Consider the following 16,571-nt stretch of genomic DNA (forward strand, 5'->3'; position numbering starts at 1 on the left):
TTTCTCGAACTATAGATAAGGATTAGCACGTTTCTCTTTTTTTTGTTAAAATAAGTGTCACGGTAACAATAGGAGGAACGGATATGGCAAAAAATCAAAGTAGAGTCATAGCACAAAACAAAAAAGCAAATCATGATTATTTTATAGAAGAAACCTATGAAGCAGGGTTAGTTTTACAAGGTACTGAGATCAAATCAATTAGGGCAGGAAGGGTTAACTTAAAGGATAGTTTCGCCACTATTAAGCAAGGGGAAGCATATATCAATAACATGCATATATCAACATATGAACAAGGTAACCGTTATAACCATGAGCCAACTAGAGCCCGAAAATTGTTATTACATCGTAAGCAAATCGATAAATTAATCGGAGAGAGTAAACAGGCGGGTTATTCGATTATTCCATTAAAAGTATATATTAAAAATGGCTTTGCAAAAGTATTAATTGGACTTGGAAAAGGTAAAAAGAAATTTGATAAACGTGAAGATTTAAAACAAAAGCAAGCGAAACGAGATATGGACCGAGCAATCAAAGATCGTTTGAACTAGTATTTACCAGTTGTATTATCTTGAAATTTGTATCCTATATGTTATAATGAATTTATCGGCAGGACATCTATAATTGAATAATGTAAGCTTGAATGCTTTTGTCCGTATGCCCTATATTTATATGGGGACGTTCCGGATTCGACAGGGGTAGATCGAGCTCAGGTTGCGCGTCGAGGTTACGACTCGTAAAACGTTATCGCCAATAATAACTGGCAAAGAAAACAATTACTCTTTAGCAGCTGCGTAAGCACTGCCTAAAGGATCCTTCCTATCATCGCCCATGTGATAGATCGAAGGGTCTCACTTATTAGTGGGCTACGCTACGATCCTCCGTCTGTGGATTTGTAGAAGAGATTAATCAGACTAGCTACTCGGACGCCTGTTGGTAGGCAGAAGAGCTAGCGAATTATCAATATACCAACTATGCGTGTAGACGCCTGAGTGACGATATCCTTGGACGTGGGTTCGATTAGTAATTAGTCGCCTTATGTGGTAACACATATGTGAAAATTCGGCTTTATCGGTGAAACCTACGTTACCTTTTTGGTAATAAGGCAATACCGAGCGGTGTGTGGAGTGATCCAACAGCCGTGTATCGACTTATAGGCTGCCTTTAGGGTAGTACTAGGATGCAAAATACTACTTTCGTGCATACGAATGTAAATCTTGATTTTGCATAATACGCCGAAGAACCTGTTAAGACTAAACAGGTTCAAGATATAGTCAGTGCCATGACGAAAGCATGGAATAGCACGTCCCACCGTCTCCACCAATACATAATTGGTGGTTTTTTATTGTGGATTAAAAAAATGAAGATTTTTACTAATTATTCGCATATTAAAGTAGAGTGAAAAAATTATTTTTAAAATCTATTTTTTTAATTAATTTCTCTTTTGTGTATTTTCCATTTCTTACTGTAACAATATCATAATATTTTAAAATCCATTCCGCTCTTTTTCTTTTTTGTTCTATGCGAAGGTAGGGTAAAATAGCTGTTAATGTATAGAAAACATCTACTTTTTTTCTTATACTTAAAATATAGGAATCCTTATATATATCAGGTTTATAATTCTTTTTATTTAAGATATTTCCGTTTGTAATTGTCTGCAAATATTCCAATAATTCAAGATCCGTTGAAGCAATTGTCACACAAGGTCTTCTGTATTCATTTTTGTGTATTCTAGTAAGTGTGATAGTACCTTCACCATCAATTATACCAGCTAAATATGCAGCTTCTGGAACCTCCATCACTTTTACCTCCAAATAATGAATAATAAGTATAAGTAAGTCAACCAATGTATATTACTACAAAGAAGAGAGGTTTATACAAAATGGTTAGTAAAACATACATATCTAGTTCACTTCTTATGATTAGCTCTCACAAACTATAGTTTATTATAAAAGTCCTAATTTTATTTATTTTGATAAGCTTCTACTAATTTCTCAATATCAAATTTTTTCATCTTCAAAAACGCCTTAGTTATTCGCTCCATTTGTTCACTTGATCCATTTGCTATCATTTCTGCCATAATTTTTGGCCAGACTTGCCAAGAAACACCATACTTATCTTTTAACCAACCACATTGTTCTGCGTTTGGATCGGAGGAAAGCTTTTCCCAGTAGTAATCAATCTCTTCTTGGTTGTCACACTGAATTAAAAGTGAGACTGCTTCATTAAATGTGAAGTCATGGGATTGAGCACTGTCCATCGCTGCAAACCATTGTTTTTCTAACGTAAAATCTGTAAACATTAGATTTCCTTCCTTTTCAGGCTCCATACCTGCAGGATAACGAGCAATTTCACCTCGTCTTGTATTATGGAAGACCGAAAGATAAAAATCGCTGGCTTCTTCTGCTTTACCGGATACGTCCTGAACAAACATCATAGAAGGTACAATAAATGGGCGGTCTTCTCCATCTGGATTGGTAAGGATCAATTGCCATGTAAGACCATACTTATCTTGAATCCAGCCATATAATTTGCTGAAAGGGTACTCTTGTAAAGGCATTAGTGGTGTGCCATCTTGAGACAACTTTTCCCAAAGTTGAAGTAAGTTTTCCCTTGCATTCTCATCTTTCGATGGATCAAAATTAACAAAAAAAGAAATTGAAGGATTGAATGTAAAATGTGGTCCTCCATTTATGGCCATAAATGAATATCCTGCTAGATTAAAAGAAACAAGATCACTATCCCCTGATGGTGTATCATGAATGGTAGTGTTACTAATAGTCTTAGAATCGGGAAAAATCGATGTATAGAATTGTGCAGCTTCATTTGCTTCATTATTAAACCATAAGTGCGGTACAATTTTTTGTTCGCTCATAAAAAAATCTCCTCCCAGATTAATGTCTTATTTTATAGTTCTTACCTTAACACATTTCAAACAAAATTTTTCACATATATTTACAAAAATCTATTTTTTTGGACTATGATCATTACACCGTATATTATATAAAGTAATGAATATGTAGAAACTTAGTATTTGTAGAAGGTGATTTCAAAATGACTAACCATTGGAAAAACATAGTAGCGATTGCAGTAGGTGGAGCTATAGGGACATATGGTCGTTACAGTTTAAATATTATAACAAGTGATTCCATTTATCCGGTTGAAACACTATTAGAAAATCTAATTGGTAGTTTTTTATTAGGATTTCTGACCGCTTGGTTTATTGTTCTCATTCCGAGAGAATGGGTGAAAGTAGGTTTAGGTGTTGGTCTATGTGGTGGTTTTACCACAATGTCTACTTTTGCAGCAGATACTTTCACCTTATTTGTTAAATCTTCATTAGTAGAAGTATTGATATATATAGGTGGATCAGTATTAGGTGGTATGTTATTAGCACTTTGCGGTTATTTAATTGCTAGCAACATAGCAACAAAAGTAAAGGATCAAAGGAAAGAGGTGAATGCGAAATGAATATTGCCCTACTTATGATAGGTGGATCAATAGGTGCTGTTAGTCGTTATTTATTTGGTATGAGCCTAAAGAAAAGATACAAGCAACCACGTTTTCCGGTGGCGATGCTTGTTGTAAATCTACTTGGATCGTTCGGTTTAGGTTTATTCTCGGTAGTTTTACAGTACTCTTTCACATACAAGTCGCGCAAAAGTAGCTCTAACAACCTAGAGCGCTATTTTTTTATTTTATTTTTCGTCATATTTTAATAGCGTTTTATGACGGAACATGATATAATAAGTATAAAAACGAGTAACGAAACAGGTGATAACGTGTATCTGAAAAAAACGAAAAACAAAAAAGGCCGTATCCATTTATCGATTGTGGATTCTTATTATGATAAAGAGAAAAAATATGCTCGTCAGGTAACCATAGAAAGTTTGGGATATCTGGATGAATTAGAAAAAGAATACGACGACCCGATTGCTCATTTTAAAAAACGAGTAGAGGAATTAAAGAAAGCGAAAGCAGCACAAAAAGAACCGATACAACTAGAACTTTCTCCGAACGAAAAGATAAAAAAGAAGAAGGACTATCGCAAAAATTTTGGACACGTGATCCTGAGCCAACTTTATCATCAGTTACAGCTAGATACCTTTTGGAAAAATCGTGCCAGACGTCGCTCCTTTGCCTTTGACCCTAATATTATTTTCAAATTATTAATTTTTACGCGATTATTGTATCCCGGTTCCAAGGCGAAGTCGTTTGCCTCTCGTTCTTTATTTTTTGAACGAAACACTTTTGAATTGGCGGATGTATACCGCGCACTCACCTTCTTTCATGAAAAAAAGGATGACTTGTTGAAATGGCTACATAACCAAGTGACTAGTCAATATGGACGGGATACCACTCGTGTTTTTTATGATGTGACCAATTATTATTTTGAGTCCGATACGATCGATGAAACAGACATGCGGCGTAAAGGAGTGTCGAAAGAGCATCGACCGAATCCGATTGTGCAGATGGGATTGTTTATGGATAACCAGGGAATACCGATCACTTATCAACTATTCCCTGGCAACACCAATGATTGTATGACGTATCGTCCCAACTTAAAAAAATTGAAACTGGATTATGGTATAAAACGAGCCGTAGTTGTGGCGGACAAGGGAATGACAACGGGGGATAATATCTGGTTTACCTTATCAGCAAAAGACGGCTATGTATTCAGTATGTCGGTACGTGGTGCCAATAAAGAATTAAAAGAATATGTCAAAAACGAAGCAGACTATCAATGGGTTGGAAAGGAATACAAGCGAAAGTCCCGATTGTACCCAAGAGATATTCTGGTAACAGCGAAAAATGGATCCAAAATGAAAAAGCAAGTACATGAAAAACAAGTGGTATTTTGGAGTGCGAAATATGCCAAAAAAGCCAAATATGAACGAGAGAAAGTCATTCAAAAAGCGAAAGCATTAATGGAGAATCCTGGCGCTTATAAGAGAGCCACATCCGTTGGAGCAAGCAACTATATTAAAGATATTGCGTTCGACAAAACGACAGGAGAAATCTTAACACCTAAGAAACAACTGCACCTCAATGAGAAGAAAATACAAGAACAAGAAGCATTAGATGGGTACTATGTGCTGATTACAAGCGAATACAGGGAAGCTGATGATGCGATTATTGATATGTATCGGGGATTGTGGCAAATTGAAGAAACGTTTCGTATTACCAAAAGTGACTTAGAAGCACGACCGGTTTACGTATCCAGAAAAGAACACATTGAAGCCCATTTTCTTACGTGCTTTGTCTCCCTTGTGCTTGCGCGTATTTTACAGGTAGAATCAGACGGCAAGCATAGCGTCGCCAATTTATTGGATAGTTTACGTCAGGCGGAATGCACGGAACTCACTCAGAATTATTATTTATTTGATTATTATGATGACATTCTAGAAGAATTAGGAACCAAATTTCACATCGATTTCTCGAAAAGGTATAGGAAATTAGGAGAAATTAAAAAAATTTTAGGGAAGACGAAAAAAGGGTCTATTTCACGATGAAAAGTTGAAAAATAAGATACCCCTTCTTCCTTTGTGCGCCAAGGGATGAAGGGGTGTTTTTGTCTAATTCCACTGTAAAACTCAGGATTAATGTCTTATTTTATAGTTCTTACCTTAACACATTTCAAACAAAATTTTTCACATATATTTACAAAAATCTATTTTTTTGGACTATGATCATTACACCGTATATTATATAAAGTAATGAATATGTAGAAACTTAGTATTTGTAGAAGGTGATTTCAAAATGACTAACCATTGGAAAAACATAGTAGCGATTGCAGTAGGTGGAGCTATAGGGACATATGGTCGTTACAGTTTAAATATTATAACAAGTGATTCCATTTATCCGGTTGAAACACTATTAGAAAATCTAATTGGTAGTTTTTTATTAGGATTTCTGACCGCTTGGTTTATTGTTCTCATTCCGAGAGAATGGGTGAAAGTAGGTTTAGGTGTTGGTCTATGTGGTGGTTTTACCACAATGTCTACTTTTGCAGCAGATACTTTCACCTTATTTGTTAAATCTTCATTAGTAGAAGTATTGATATATATAGGTGGATCAGTATTAGGTGGTATCTTATTAGCACTTTGCGGTTATTTAATTGCTAGCAACATAGCAACAAAAGTAAAGGATCAAAGGAAAGAGGTGAATGCGAAATGAATATTGCCCTACTTATGATAGGTGGATCAATAGGTGCTGTTAGTCGTTATTTATTTGGTATGAGCCTAAAGAAAAGATACAAGCAACCACGTTTTCCGGTGGCGATGCTTGTTGTAAATCTACTTGGATCGTTCGGTTTAGGTTTATTCTTGGGTTTATATGATGGAGTTCTTTCTAATGGTAGTTATTCAGATCCCATTTATCTAGGTCTAGCGATCGGTTTTTTTGGAGCATTCACGACATTTTCTACTTTTAGCGTAGAATCAATTCAATTATTTAGTTCAAAAAAATGGAAAGAATTGATCTTTTATGTTTTGATAAGTATTGTAGGATCACTATTTTTATTTACTCTGGGATTTGTTATCGTTAGCTCTTCTTAAATTCGCTTAAGAATTTTTTCTTGAATTGACGCTATTATTAATTGCCCATATAATAATAGTGCACTTAACTGAAAGCGTTAACAATAAAGCGAGGTGAGATGATGTTTCGAAAAGTCCGTCAATATTATTTGAATTTACGTCTGAAGTATAAAATGATAATCCTAACTTCGTTGGTTTTGCTCGCTTTTAGTATAGGTGGTTTATCGATATTACAATATGCTTTTAATTTATATAATAAAGAAATATATCGTCAATCTGCTCAAGCATTACAGGTATCCACCAACTCAGTAGAAGCCGAACTAAAAAAAATGGAACGTTTATCTTATCAGATTTCTACAGACGCTTATGTTCAATCCTATTTAGAAGAATTGAGCAGTACCGATTCTAGCTATGATATGTTTATGATTGGGAACGAATTAAGAAAGCGGTTATTACATATAGGTGCTCTAAATAAATATGTCCAATCAATTCAAGTATACGATGTGTTTGATAAGGAATACGCCAGCGGTAATTTCATGATGAATTTGTCTGATGACAGACTACAAACTATGAAGGAAGTGGCAAAGCAAGAGGAAGGTGGAGTGAACTGGGTCTCACCTTCTGAAAGAGATCAAACTGTGATGGCAGTCCGAGATATACGAGAGTATATGGACTTTTCATTTGAGAGACTTGGCACGGTGGGTGTACGAGTTGATATCCATGAAATTATGAATGAGCTTACCAATAATTTAGCAGAACAGGAAACAGACTTTTTAATATTTGATAAGAATGACAACATCGTATTTGCTAAAGAAGATGGTATCGATTCGATTAATCCTTCTGAGTATTTGCAAAAAAATCAACAAGGATATCAAATTATAAAATACAAAGATGAACGCTACTTTCTTACCTATTCGGAAGCAAATCATTTGGATTGGACTTACATGATTTTAACGCCTTACAGTAATTTGTTTACAGTTATAACCAAGGCTAGAACTGCTGTTTTTATAACTTATTTTGCTTTATTTTTGCTTATGATTTTTTTAGGTTCAAAGTTTACAGGTACCATCGTAAATCCAATTGAAAGTTTAAATAAGAAAATGAAAAAAGTTCAGACAGGTGACCTTGATTATTATGATGTTGGTATTGAAAACGAATTAACCAAAGATGAAGCAGGACAAATGCATGAAAATTTTAAAAAAATGATGAATCAAATTAATTACCTTATCGGAGAAAATTATAAAAAGCAATTATTAATTAAGGAATCAGAATTTAAAACATTACAAGCTCAAGTCAACCCACATTTTCTCTATAATACACTGGAATCGATTAACTGGTCAGCGAAAATTGTAGGGGAAAAGAAAATATCGCAAATGGCGGAGTCATTAGGATATGTATTACGTGCTTCTATTAATATGAAGGACACGTTAATTTCGTTAGAAGAAGAGCTATCGATCGCAGAACATTATATAACCATTCAAAGTTATCGGTTTGAAGAAAGGTTAGCATTTACCAAAGATATACCAAAGGCATATTTATCTGAGCAAGTACCTAAGTTTATTATTCAACCATTAGTAGAGAACGCTATTCGTTATGGATTACAGGAAATGATTGGAGTTTGTAAAATTCACCTATCTGTTATAGAAGAAAAGGGATTTTTTATTATTCATGTGGAAGATAATGGACCAGGCATGCAAAAAGCATATCTGGAACAAATTGAAACAGGCGAATATCAACCAAAAGGTACAGGGATTGGGTTACGAAATATAGATGAAAGAATTAAGTTATTATTTGGTGAACCATATGGATTGAAAATTGATAGTGAGATAGGAAAAGGTACCAAAGTTTCGATCATGTTGCCAAGGGAGGAGAAACAAGCTTATGTACAAAGTATTGTTAGTAGATGATGAACGAATGATTCTAGACGGCATATCGGTAATTGTTGATTGGTCTAAGCATCAAACCGAGTTAGTGGGTAGAGCAATGAACGGTCTGGAAGCATTTGATTTTATTTCCCAAAATGAACCTGACATTGTAATTACAGATATAACAATGCCAGGATTAGATGGAATAGGTTTAGTGAAAAAGACAAAAGCACACTATCCGGATATAAAATGGATTTTTTTATCTGGATACAATGAATTTGAATACGCCAGACAAGCAATGCGTTTTGGTGTAAAACACTATCTGTTAAAGCCATGTAACGAGAATAATATTGCAGAGGCATTAGAAGAAGTAGTCAAAGAAAAGCAAGAAGAGGAAGAAGCACTAACTTATATGAAAGTAATGGAAGAAGAAGTCACGAAAAACAATTTTTCAGAACAAGAGGAAATCGTGAAACAATTTTTCCTGTATCAGAAGTTAACAGATGATACCGAAAGAAAAATGAAAAGTCTAGTAGAACAAGTGTATGCTTCTGAAGCCTTTTATTTTTGGTATATCGATATGGAAGCAATCGTTTCATATGATCAAATTATCGATGTAGTGCAATCGATTAAAAACCATTGGGATCAACCTGAAGTTATAACCACTTTTATAGAAAATAAAATACTTATAATGATGCCAAAAAGAATTTCAGAACAAGAAGTGTATGGATTTTTAGATTCACTTCCTTTTTCCTACGAAAGTGGTTATAGTGTTGTGTCTACAGAGTGTTATACCAAACAAAATTTAAAAGATGTTCCTAAGATGGAAGATATGATTCAGCAATTATTTTACCTTCCTGCTTATAGTAGTGTTAACCACCATAATTGGATGTCATTTTATGAAAACTTACATTCAGATATAGAAATTGACATTGATAAAATCATGTATTATTTAAAGAAAAACCAACAAGTGGAAGCATTGAAATATTTAGAAGACTTTATCAGTCAATTAAAAGAGCATAAAATAAGTCCAAAAACGACAAGAGGATATTTTATCCAAATATATTTATTGTTGATGAGTAAGCACTCTAAGTATTCTACTGAAGATCGAGTACAAGCAATCGGTAAATTAGAAGACTTTCAACATATTTCAAAATTCATTCATTTCTTTAAAGATTTGTTTCAGAGAATGGTTGAACAAGTGGAACATCCTACAAAATATTCAAAAGTTGTGAGACAAATGCAGGAATGTATTGAAGAGGAAATTGAAAACCCAGAACTAACTTTACAATGGTTAGCAAACAATTGTTTATATATGAATGCAGATTATTTAGGAAAAACGTTTAAAAAAGAAACCGGTCATCGTTTCTCATCATATGTAACAAATGCCAGAATCAATAGAGCTGTTGAAATAATAGAGTCTGAGGAAGATATTAAAGTATTTGAATTAGCGGAGAGATTAGGGTTTGGTAATAATCCTCAATATTTTAGCCAATTGTTTAAAAGAATGAAAGGGTTTACGCCTTCCGAGATAATTAAAACAAATGACGGAGAATAAAACGGTTACAATTTCCTCTTTTTTTTAAACATTTACCACTGATTTTTCTATCATACAATCGAGATTAAATCTGATATGATATTACTGTAATCGCTTACAGCGAATAAAAAAGGGGAGGGAAAGAAATGAAAAAATCTTTGTTAGTACTGTTAGGAATGATGATGATTCTTTGGTTAGCTGCCTGCGGTGGCGATGAGGGATCTGAAGAAACAGGTGGAGACACAGACGAGGATGCAACGGAAGAGACAACAGATGACAATGCTTCAGAAGAAGAAGAAGAAGCTAGTGGTGAAGATGTCACATTACGAATTGCTTGGTGGGGTTCTCAACCACGTCATGATTATACACTAGAAGTAATTGAAATGTATGAAGAAGCAAACCCTGGCGTTACGATTGAACCAGAATACGCTAGTTGGGATGATTATTGGCAAAAGCTAGCACCTCAGGCTGCAGCAAATGAATTACCTGATATTCTAGCAATGGACTTATCTTATTTATCACAATATGCCGATAATGGCCAATTAGCAGATTTGAATCCATTTTTAGGTAATCAAATTGATGTTGAAAATATATCAGAAGATGTTGTTAACGGTGGTACAGTAGGTGATGGAATTTATGGCTTTAACTTAGGGGTAAATGCGGTAGGTTTTCATTATAATCCAGAATTATTAGCTGAAGCAGGAATTGATGAAATTCCAGAAGATTGGACATGGGAAGATTATCAAGAAATGTCTCAAAAAGCAGTGGATGCAGGAGTATTTTTTGATACTGGTTTCCAAGCAGATGTATTTTTTAACTATTTCTTACGTCAGAACGGGAAACGTCTATATGCTGAAGATGGAAGCGGTTTAGGTTATGAGGATGATCAGTTATTCGTGGACTTCTTCTCTATGGTACAGGGGCAAGTAGAAAAAGAAGCTACACCAACACCAGATTACTTGGCTCAATTAGCTGGACCAGAAGATGATCCAACTGTAAAAGGTGAAGGTATTGGTATTTTCCAATGGTCTAACCAGTTCGTTGGATTAGAAGATATTTCTGAACATGAATTTGATATGGCACCTATGCCAGGTCCGAATGTGGCAGATGGTTTATTCCTAAAACCTAGTATGTTCTTCTCTGTTTCAGAAAATTCGGAAGCAAAAGAAGAAGCAGCTAAATTTATAAGCTACTTTGTTAACGATATCGAAGCAAATAAATTAATTCTTGGCGATCGTGGTGTACCAGTGTCTTCTGTTGTAAAAGAAGCATTAAAAGAAGAAGTATCAGCTTCTCAAGCAGAAGTTTTTGAATACATTGAATGGGTTGAAGAGAATAGTTCAGAAATGGGAGCAGCAGATCCAGCAGGAGCAGGTGAAATTATTGAATTATTGAGTAACCTCTCAGAGCAAATCGCTTATGGCGAAATTACTCCGGAGGATGCGGCCGAACATTTCAGAACACAAGCAGGAAGTATTTTAGGAAACTAATTGTCATCAATATAAAAGGCAATAGCTGATCCTTAAGTGGTCAGCTATTGTTGTTCAACTACTCTTTATCGGAAGGGAGTCACTATAAAAATGCAGACAAATATGAAACAGAACCTTTGGGGATATATCTTTATTGGACCTTTTATTATTGGTTTCTTAGCTTTTACCATTATTCCTATTATTGCTTCCTTTTATTTTTCATTTACAAGTTACGACCTCTTTAATGCGCCGAGGTGGATAGGACTAGATAATTTTAAGGAAATGTTCACATCTGATCCCAGATATCTACATTCTTTAAAAATTACATTTATTTATGTTTTTGTGGGTGTTCCTCTTCGACTGATATTTGCGCTTATTGTAGCAATGCTATTAAATACAGCTTCTAGAGCAGTAGGATTATACCGTACTCTATATTATTTACCATCTTTAATTGGCGGTAGTGTCGCGGTAGCTATTATGTGGCGAAATATATTTGGTGATGATGGTATTGTTAACATTGCATTATTAACGATGGGGATTGATCCTGTGCGATGGTTTGGGGATCCAACAGCAGCTTTATGGATGTTAATCTTTTTATCCGTTTGGCAATTTGGTTCATCCATGTTAATTTTCTTGGCAGGTCTTAAATCGATTCCACAAAGTTATTATGAAGCAGCTAGTGTGGATGGAGCTAGTTTCTTTCAGAAATTCTTTAATATTACAATTCCGATGTTAAGCCCAGTTATTCTATTTAATGCGATCATGCAAACGATAGCAGCATTCATGACATTCGTACCAGCCTTTATTATCTCAAAAGGTACTGGTGGTCCTTTAGATGGAACATTGCTTTACTCCCTATATTTATTTAAACAAGGTTTTGAATTTTTCCATATGGGATATGCCTCTGCAATGGCATGGGTAATGTTAATTATTATTGCGATTCTAACCTCATTAATCTTTTTATCATCAAAATATTGGGTTCACTATGAATCAGAAGGAGGCAAATAGCTGATGAAACCAAAAAATATCAAAAAACTTATTTATCATATTATCGTTGGTGGTTTTGCCATTCTGTTATTGTATCCAGTATTTTGGTTAGTGATGAGTTCCTTTAAATTAAGTGAGAGGATATTTGTAACAGCAGATCAATTAATTCCAGATCCATTTGTATTCTCTAACTATGCTCAAGGTTGGGAAGGTTTCGGAGATTACGGGTTCGGAACATTTATTACGAATACAGCGATATTTGTCGTATTAGTTTTGATTGGTCACTTAATATCTTGTTCGTTAATTGCTTTCGGGTTTGCGCGACTTAATTTTGCAGGACGTAATTTTTGGTTTGCGATTATGATCATGACATTAATGCTTCCCTATGAAGTAGTAATGATTCCGCAATATATCATTTTTGCTCAATTGGAGTGGCTAAACTCATTAAAACCATTAGTTGTACCTGCGTACTTCGGCCATCCATTTTTTATCTTTTTACTTGTTCAATTTATTCGAACAATACCAAGAGAATTGGATGAAGCAGCGATTATTGATGGATCAAATATATTTGGGATCTATTATCGAATTATTCTTCCATTAATTGTACCAGCATTAGCAACTACGGCTATTTTTACATTTTATTGGACATGGGATAATTTACTTGGACCGGTGTTATATTTAAACAGTCCATCTAAATACACGGTATCGATGGCATTAAATATGTTCTTAAGTAATGAAACCGTATCTAACTGGGGTGCAATGTTTGCGATGTCGGTTGTATCATTAGTACCAGTATTTATTATCTTCTTTATTTTCCAACGTTATGTAGTAGAAGGTATTAGTACTAGTGGGTTAAAAGGGTAATTAATAGGGGTAATTGTTAATTTCTAACTATTACCTCTGTAAATATTTTTGGAGGGGATAGTAGCATGAGTGCATTAAATAAAGCATTTGAATGGATAACGAAAATAGCATATTTAAATTTATTATGGTTAGGATTCACCTTGTTAGGCTTAGTTTTATTCGGTATTTTCCCTGCTACAGCGGCGACATTTACAGTCGTTCGAAAATGGGTGACCGGTTATTCTGATGTTGCTATTTTTAAAACGTTTTGGAGAGCGTTTAATCAATCATTATTGCAAAGTAATTTACTTGGGTATTTAATGGTTGTAGTAGCTTACGTTTTATATTTGGATTTTTTATTTATAACATTAGTGCCGAATGATTATATCATGTTACTTACTATCCCCTTTATTTTTATTAGTATCCTATTTTCATTAACAGCGTTGTATATATTTCCAGTATACGTATATTTTGAAATGAAGTTTTTTCAAATAATTAAAAGCTCTTTTTTTATCATGATACTAAACCCAATGCCTACATTAGTAATGTGTCTTGGAGCATTTGGCATCATCTTTATACTGTGGCAATTTCAAGGGTTAGCCTTATTTTTTAGTTTGAGTTTGCTAGCAGTCGCCTTAATGATGCCTGCCATTAAAGCATTTGATAAGATACAACAGAAACAATCGTATAATAAAAATCAAACATTAACCGATTTATAGAAAAACGAGCCGTTGTGATCGGCTCGTTTTTTGTATTCTATTAATTGAGACTTGGACATAACAATTTTCTTAACCTTAAACTGAAAAGAAGCAAAATGCATTGTTACGTAATATCAGGAAACTGTGCATGAAGTAGTAATTTTGAGATAATAACACTGCTTAGCAATCGCTACGGCTTGTCCGCTTTCCTTTCCACGGCTTTTTTTCCTCAGCTAACTTTGGAAAGCAAAAACCGCTTGCCAAAGTGGATCTTCGGATAAAAACATGCCGTAGGAGTTGAAGCGGACGCCTACGCTAATTTGATATTTTACAAAGCTAGCATGAGGTAGCATTATGCCATTTCTGCAATGTAAAAAAAGAATTATTAATGTAACAGATCAAAATGCTACCTGTCAAAATAATTGTAGGTAAATAATAAGCGCAGGCCGCCCACTTTCACTCCTGTGGGAACGTTTTACCTGAAGATCCACTTTTTTAGCGTTCTTTGCTTAAAAAGTTAGCTGAAGGTAAAACCCCACTTCATAGAAAACACTACGAAAGCTTGCTTGAGTAGATGTTGCACTTGTGCCCGTGGTAAAAGGAAAGTGGGCAGCCGGAGCGGATGTTTATCTGACAATACATTTCAAAATTACCACTTTGGCTAATAAATACACATCGGTTATTGCGCAGTTTGTTCCTAATACGCATAAAAAATCTTTTGTACCAGCTTCTTTAATTTTGAATTCTATTAATTAGGTGATTCGACAGATATTAACATAAGAAATCATAATATTGAAATGTTTTTGTAACATTTATATAACATGGCTGAAATCTTTCTATGTTACAATGAGTCTGGTTCTAAAGATAGACAACATGAAAACCTTTTCTGAAACTGGTTTTTAATACATAGAGAAAAATTTGATCTATTAAAATTTTGTTTGAAAGTAGGGGAAGCGAGTGCGAGAAATAAAAGGTTTAGTCAAAAATTCTGTAGTAGTTTTAACGGTAATGTCTAGTTTGTTTTTTGTGCAAACAGTAAGTGCTGAAACGGAAGAGGAAATTCAAGCACAGCGATCCGAATTACAGTCAGATATTGATAATAAAGAAGAAGAATTAAAAGAAATTAAAGCAGAATTAGTGAAGTTAAATGAAGATATTATTCGCTATGATGAAGCTATTGAAGCTAATGAAGAAGTAATAGCAGAAACAGAAGAAAAAATGCAATCTGTTGAAGCCGAAGCAGAGGAACTAGAGCAGAAGATTGCTGATATTCAAAAAAATATTGACAGACGAAGTGACATATTAAAAGAAAGAATTTCTTCGCTTCAAGAAAATGGTGGTTCTTCTAGCTATATAGAAGTGGTATTTGGAGCTACTAGTTTCGTAGACTTCATTGATCGCGTTTCTCTAGTACATAAAATTACTCAAGCAGATCAAGATCTTTTAGAGAGTCAAGAACAAGATAAATTGGAAGTAGAAAAAGGTAAAGTAGAATTAGATAATAAATTAGAAGATTTAGAGTCTATGAAAGCTGAATATGAAGAAATGCAAAAACAAATCGTTGCTCAGAAAGAAGAGAACGAAGAATTAAAAGAAGAATTAAGTAAGAAAGAAGAAGAAAATAGTGATGTTTTAGATGATTTGAAAATAGAAGACCAAGTTTTAGCAAATAAAGAGAAAGCTTTAAAAGAAGCAGAAGAACAAGTTGCAAATAATTCCTCTTCTGAAAGAAGTAATCAATCAAATGGTTCTACAAACAATAGTGCTATCCAACAATATGCCAATAGCTCATCAGCTCCAGCCTCAGCAAGTAGTGGTGCTCTACAAACTGCAATGACTGTTGGTAATCGTTATATCGGTAACTCTGTATATGTATTTGGTGGTGGAAGAACTGCTTCCGATATTGCAAATGGTCGATTTGATTGTTCTGGATTTGTAAGCTGGGCATTCAGACAAGCTGGTATTAACTTACCTGCAAGTACTTCTGGTTTATCATCAGTAGGTACAAAAGTATCAATGAGTGAAGCAAAACCAGGTGATTTAGTTTTCTTTAACACTTATAAAACAAATGGCCATGTAGGTATTTATCTAGGGAATAATAAGTTTATCGGTGCTCAAAGTTCAACAGGCGTTGCTATAGCGAGCATGAGTGGTTATTGGAGTTCAACATTTTCTGGCCACGTACGCCGTGTCGCACAATAATAACTAATAAAAGCAAGTGACTTTCCATTAAAGTCATTTGCTTTTTTGTATCTATATATAAGTAATTACCCGCTCTCCCGTAAAACTAAACTGCGAAGTAAGAGTTACTGCTCACTTTGAAATTATGATAAGTGGTATACAAAAAGCTCCGTCCATTTACTTCGCTTTCCGCGGGCGTCACCTCAGCCTCCTCAAAAAAGCAAAGAGCACTTTTCTTGCGGGGTCTTCGGAAGACGCTGTTCCCGCTGGAGTCTACGTAAATGGACTACGCTTTAGTAATGTTCTACAAATAAAGTAGCTGCAAGAATATTGATAAGATAGATTATTTCATCGTACTTGAACAGACGTCTATACAAAGCGGAGGAAAAATGCGACACTCCTGGGGGAACAGCACGAGCTGAAGATCCACTTTGGAAAGTGTTCTTCTTTCCAAAGTT

15 protein-coding genes and 1 other RNA gene are annotated in these 16,571 nt (G+C 34.6%); 14 read left to right on the plus strand and 2 right to left on the minus strand.

Annotated features, from left to right (window positions below; translation table 11 throughout):
- Positions 1–83 precede the first annotated feature (83 nt).
- Together smpB and ssrA are read left to right on the plus strand one after the other, a co-directional pair.
- The gene (gene smpB, locus BN3107_RS06380) at positions 84–548 is read left to right on the plus strand and encodes an SsrA-binding protein SmpB (protein ID WP_058306782.1); all 465 of its coding nucleotides are present in this window, start codon (positions 84–86) and stop codon (positions 546–548) included.
- Between the two features lie 131 nt (positions 549–679).
- Positions 680–1,020, plus strand: a transfer-messenger RNA (tmRNA) gene (gene ssrA / locus BN3107_RS19345).
- A gap of 365 nt (positions 1,021–1,385) precedes the next feature.
- On the opposite strand, the gene BN3107_RS06385 is transcribed toward ssrA, so the two are convergent.
- Both BN3107_RS06385 and BN3107_RS06390 read right to left on the minus strand, forming a co-directional pair.
- Complete coding sequence (locus BN3107_RS06385; protein WP_058306783.1) at positions 1,386–1,796, minus strand: LAGLIDADG family homing endonuclease; 411 nt, start codon at positions 1,794–1,796, stop codon at positions 1,386–1,388.
- A gap of 164 nt (positions 1,797–1,960) precedes the next feature.
- Positions 1,961–2,872 carry a VOC family protein gene (locus BN3107_RS06390; protein WP_058306784.1) on the minus strand — a complete coding sequence of 304 codons (912 nt, stop codon included), beginning with the start codon at positions 2,870–2,872 and terminating at the stop codon, positions 1,961–1,963.
- Positions 2,873–3,051: 179 nt separating this feature from the next.
- On the opposite strand from BN3107_RS06390, the gene BN3107_RS06395 reads away from it, so the two are divergent.
- The 12 genes from BN3107_RS06395 (at position 3,052) to BN3107_RS06450 (ending at position 16,134) form a co-directional block, all read left to right on the plus strand.
- Positions 3,052–3,468 carry a fluoride efflux transporter FluC gene (locus tag BN3107_RS06395; protein WP_058306785.1) on the plus strand — a complete coding sequence of 139 codons (417 nt, stop codon included), beginning with the start codon at positions 3,052–3,054 and terminating at the stop codon, positions 3,466–3,468.
- Positions 3,465–3,716, plus strand: a complete 252-nt coding sequence (locus BN3107_RS06400) for a fluoride efflux transporter FluC (RefSeq protein ID WP_058306786.1) — start codon at positions 3,465–3,467, stop codon at positions 3,714–3,716. The genes BN3107_RS06395 and BN3107_RS06400 overlap by 4 nt, the downstream gene beginning before the upstream one ends.
- A gap of 63 nt (positions 3,717–3,779) precedes the next feature.
- Positions 3,780–5,510, plus strand: coding sequence for an IS1634 family transposase (locus tag BN3107_RS06405; protein ID WP_058306741.1), 1,731 nt, complete (start codon positions 3,780–3,782; stop codon positions 5,508–5,510).
- A 247-nt stretch (positions 5,511–5,757) separates the two neighbouring features.
- On the plus strand, positions 5,758–6,174 hold the full coding sequence (locus BN3107_RS06410) for a fluoride efflux transporter FluC (RefSeq protein ID WP_058306787.1): 417 nt from the start codon (positions 5,758–5,760) through the stop codon (positions 6,172–6,174).
- Complete coding sequence (gene crcB / locus BN3107_RS06415) at positions 6,171–6,554, plus strand: fluoride efflux transporter CrcB (protein ID WP_058306788.1); 384 nt, start codon at positions 6,171–6,173, stop codon at positions 6,552–6,554. Before BN3107_RS06410 ends, crcB begins: the two co-directional genes overlap by 4 nt.
- Positions 6,555–6,652: 98 nt before the next feature.
- The gene (locus BN3107_RS06420; RefSeq protein WP_231735263.1) at positions 6,653–8,440 is read left to right on the plus strand and encodes a cache domain-containing sensor histidine kinase; all 1,788 of its coding nucleotides are present in this window, start codon (positions 6,653–6,655) and stop codon (positions 8,438–8,440) included.
- Complete coding sequence (locus tag BN3107_RS06425) at positions 8,415–9,956, plus strand: response regulator (protein ID WP_058306790.1); 1,542 nt, start codon at positions 8,415–8,417, stop codon at positions 9,954–9,956. The genes BN3107_RS06420 and BN3107_RS06425 overlap by 26 nt, the downstream gene beginning before the upstream one ends.
- 125 nt (positions 9,957–10,081) lie before the next feature.
- The gene (locus BN3107_RS06430; RefSeq protein WP_058306791.1) at positions 10,082–11,425 is read left to right on the plus strand and encodes an ABC transporter substrate-binding protein; all 1,344 of its coding nucleotides are present in this window, start codon (positions 10,082–10,084) and stop codon (positions 11,423–11,425) included.
- 90 nt (positions 11,426–11,515) lie between these two features.
- Positions 11,516–12,412: a carbohydrate ABC transporter permease gene (locus BN3107_RS06435; RefSeq protein WP_058306792.1), complete on the plus strand. Its 897-nt coding sequence runs from the start codon at positions 11,516–11,518 to the stop codon at positions 12,410–12,412.
- A 3-nt stretch (positions 12,413–12,415) separates the two neighbouring features.
- Positions 12,416–13,255, plus strand: a complete 840-nt coding sequence (locus BN3107_RS06440; RefSeq protein WP_058306793.1) for a carbohydrate ABC transporter permease — start codon at positions 12,416–12,418, stop codon at positions 13,253–13,255.
- Between the two features lie 65 nt (positions 13,256–13,320).
- Complete coding sequence (locus BN3107_RS06445) at positions 13,321–13,953, plus strand: YesL family protein (RefSeq protein WP_058306794.1); 633 nt, start codon at positions 13,321–13,323, stop codon at positions 13,951–13,953.
- 936 nt (positions 13,954–14,889) lie between these two features.
- On the plus strand, positions 14,890–16,134 hold the full coding sequence (locus BN3107_RS06450) for a C40 family peptidase (protein ID WP_082631246.1): 1,245 nt from the start codon (positions 14,890–14,892) through the stop codon (positions 16,132–16,134).
- The last annotated feature ends 437 nt before the right edge of the window (positions 16,135–16,571 follow it).

The sequence above is a fragment of the Gracilibacillus massiliensis genome (genome assembly GCF_001458115.1).
Lineage (GTDB): Bacteria > Bacillota > Bacilli > Bacillales > Amphibacillaceae > Gracilibacillus > Gracilibacillus massiliensis.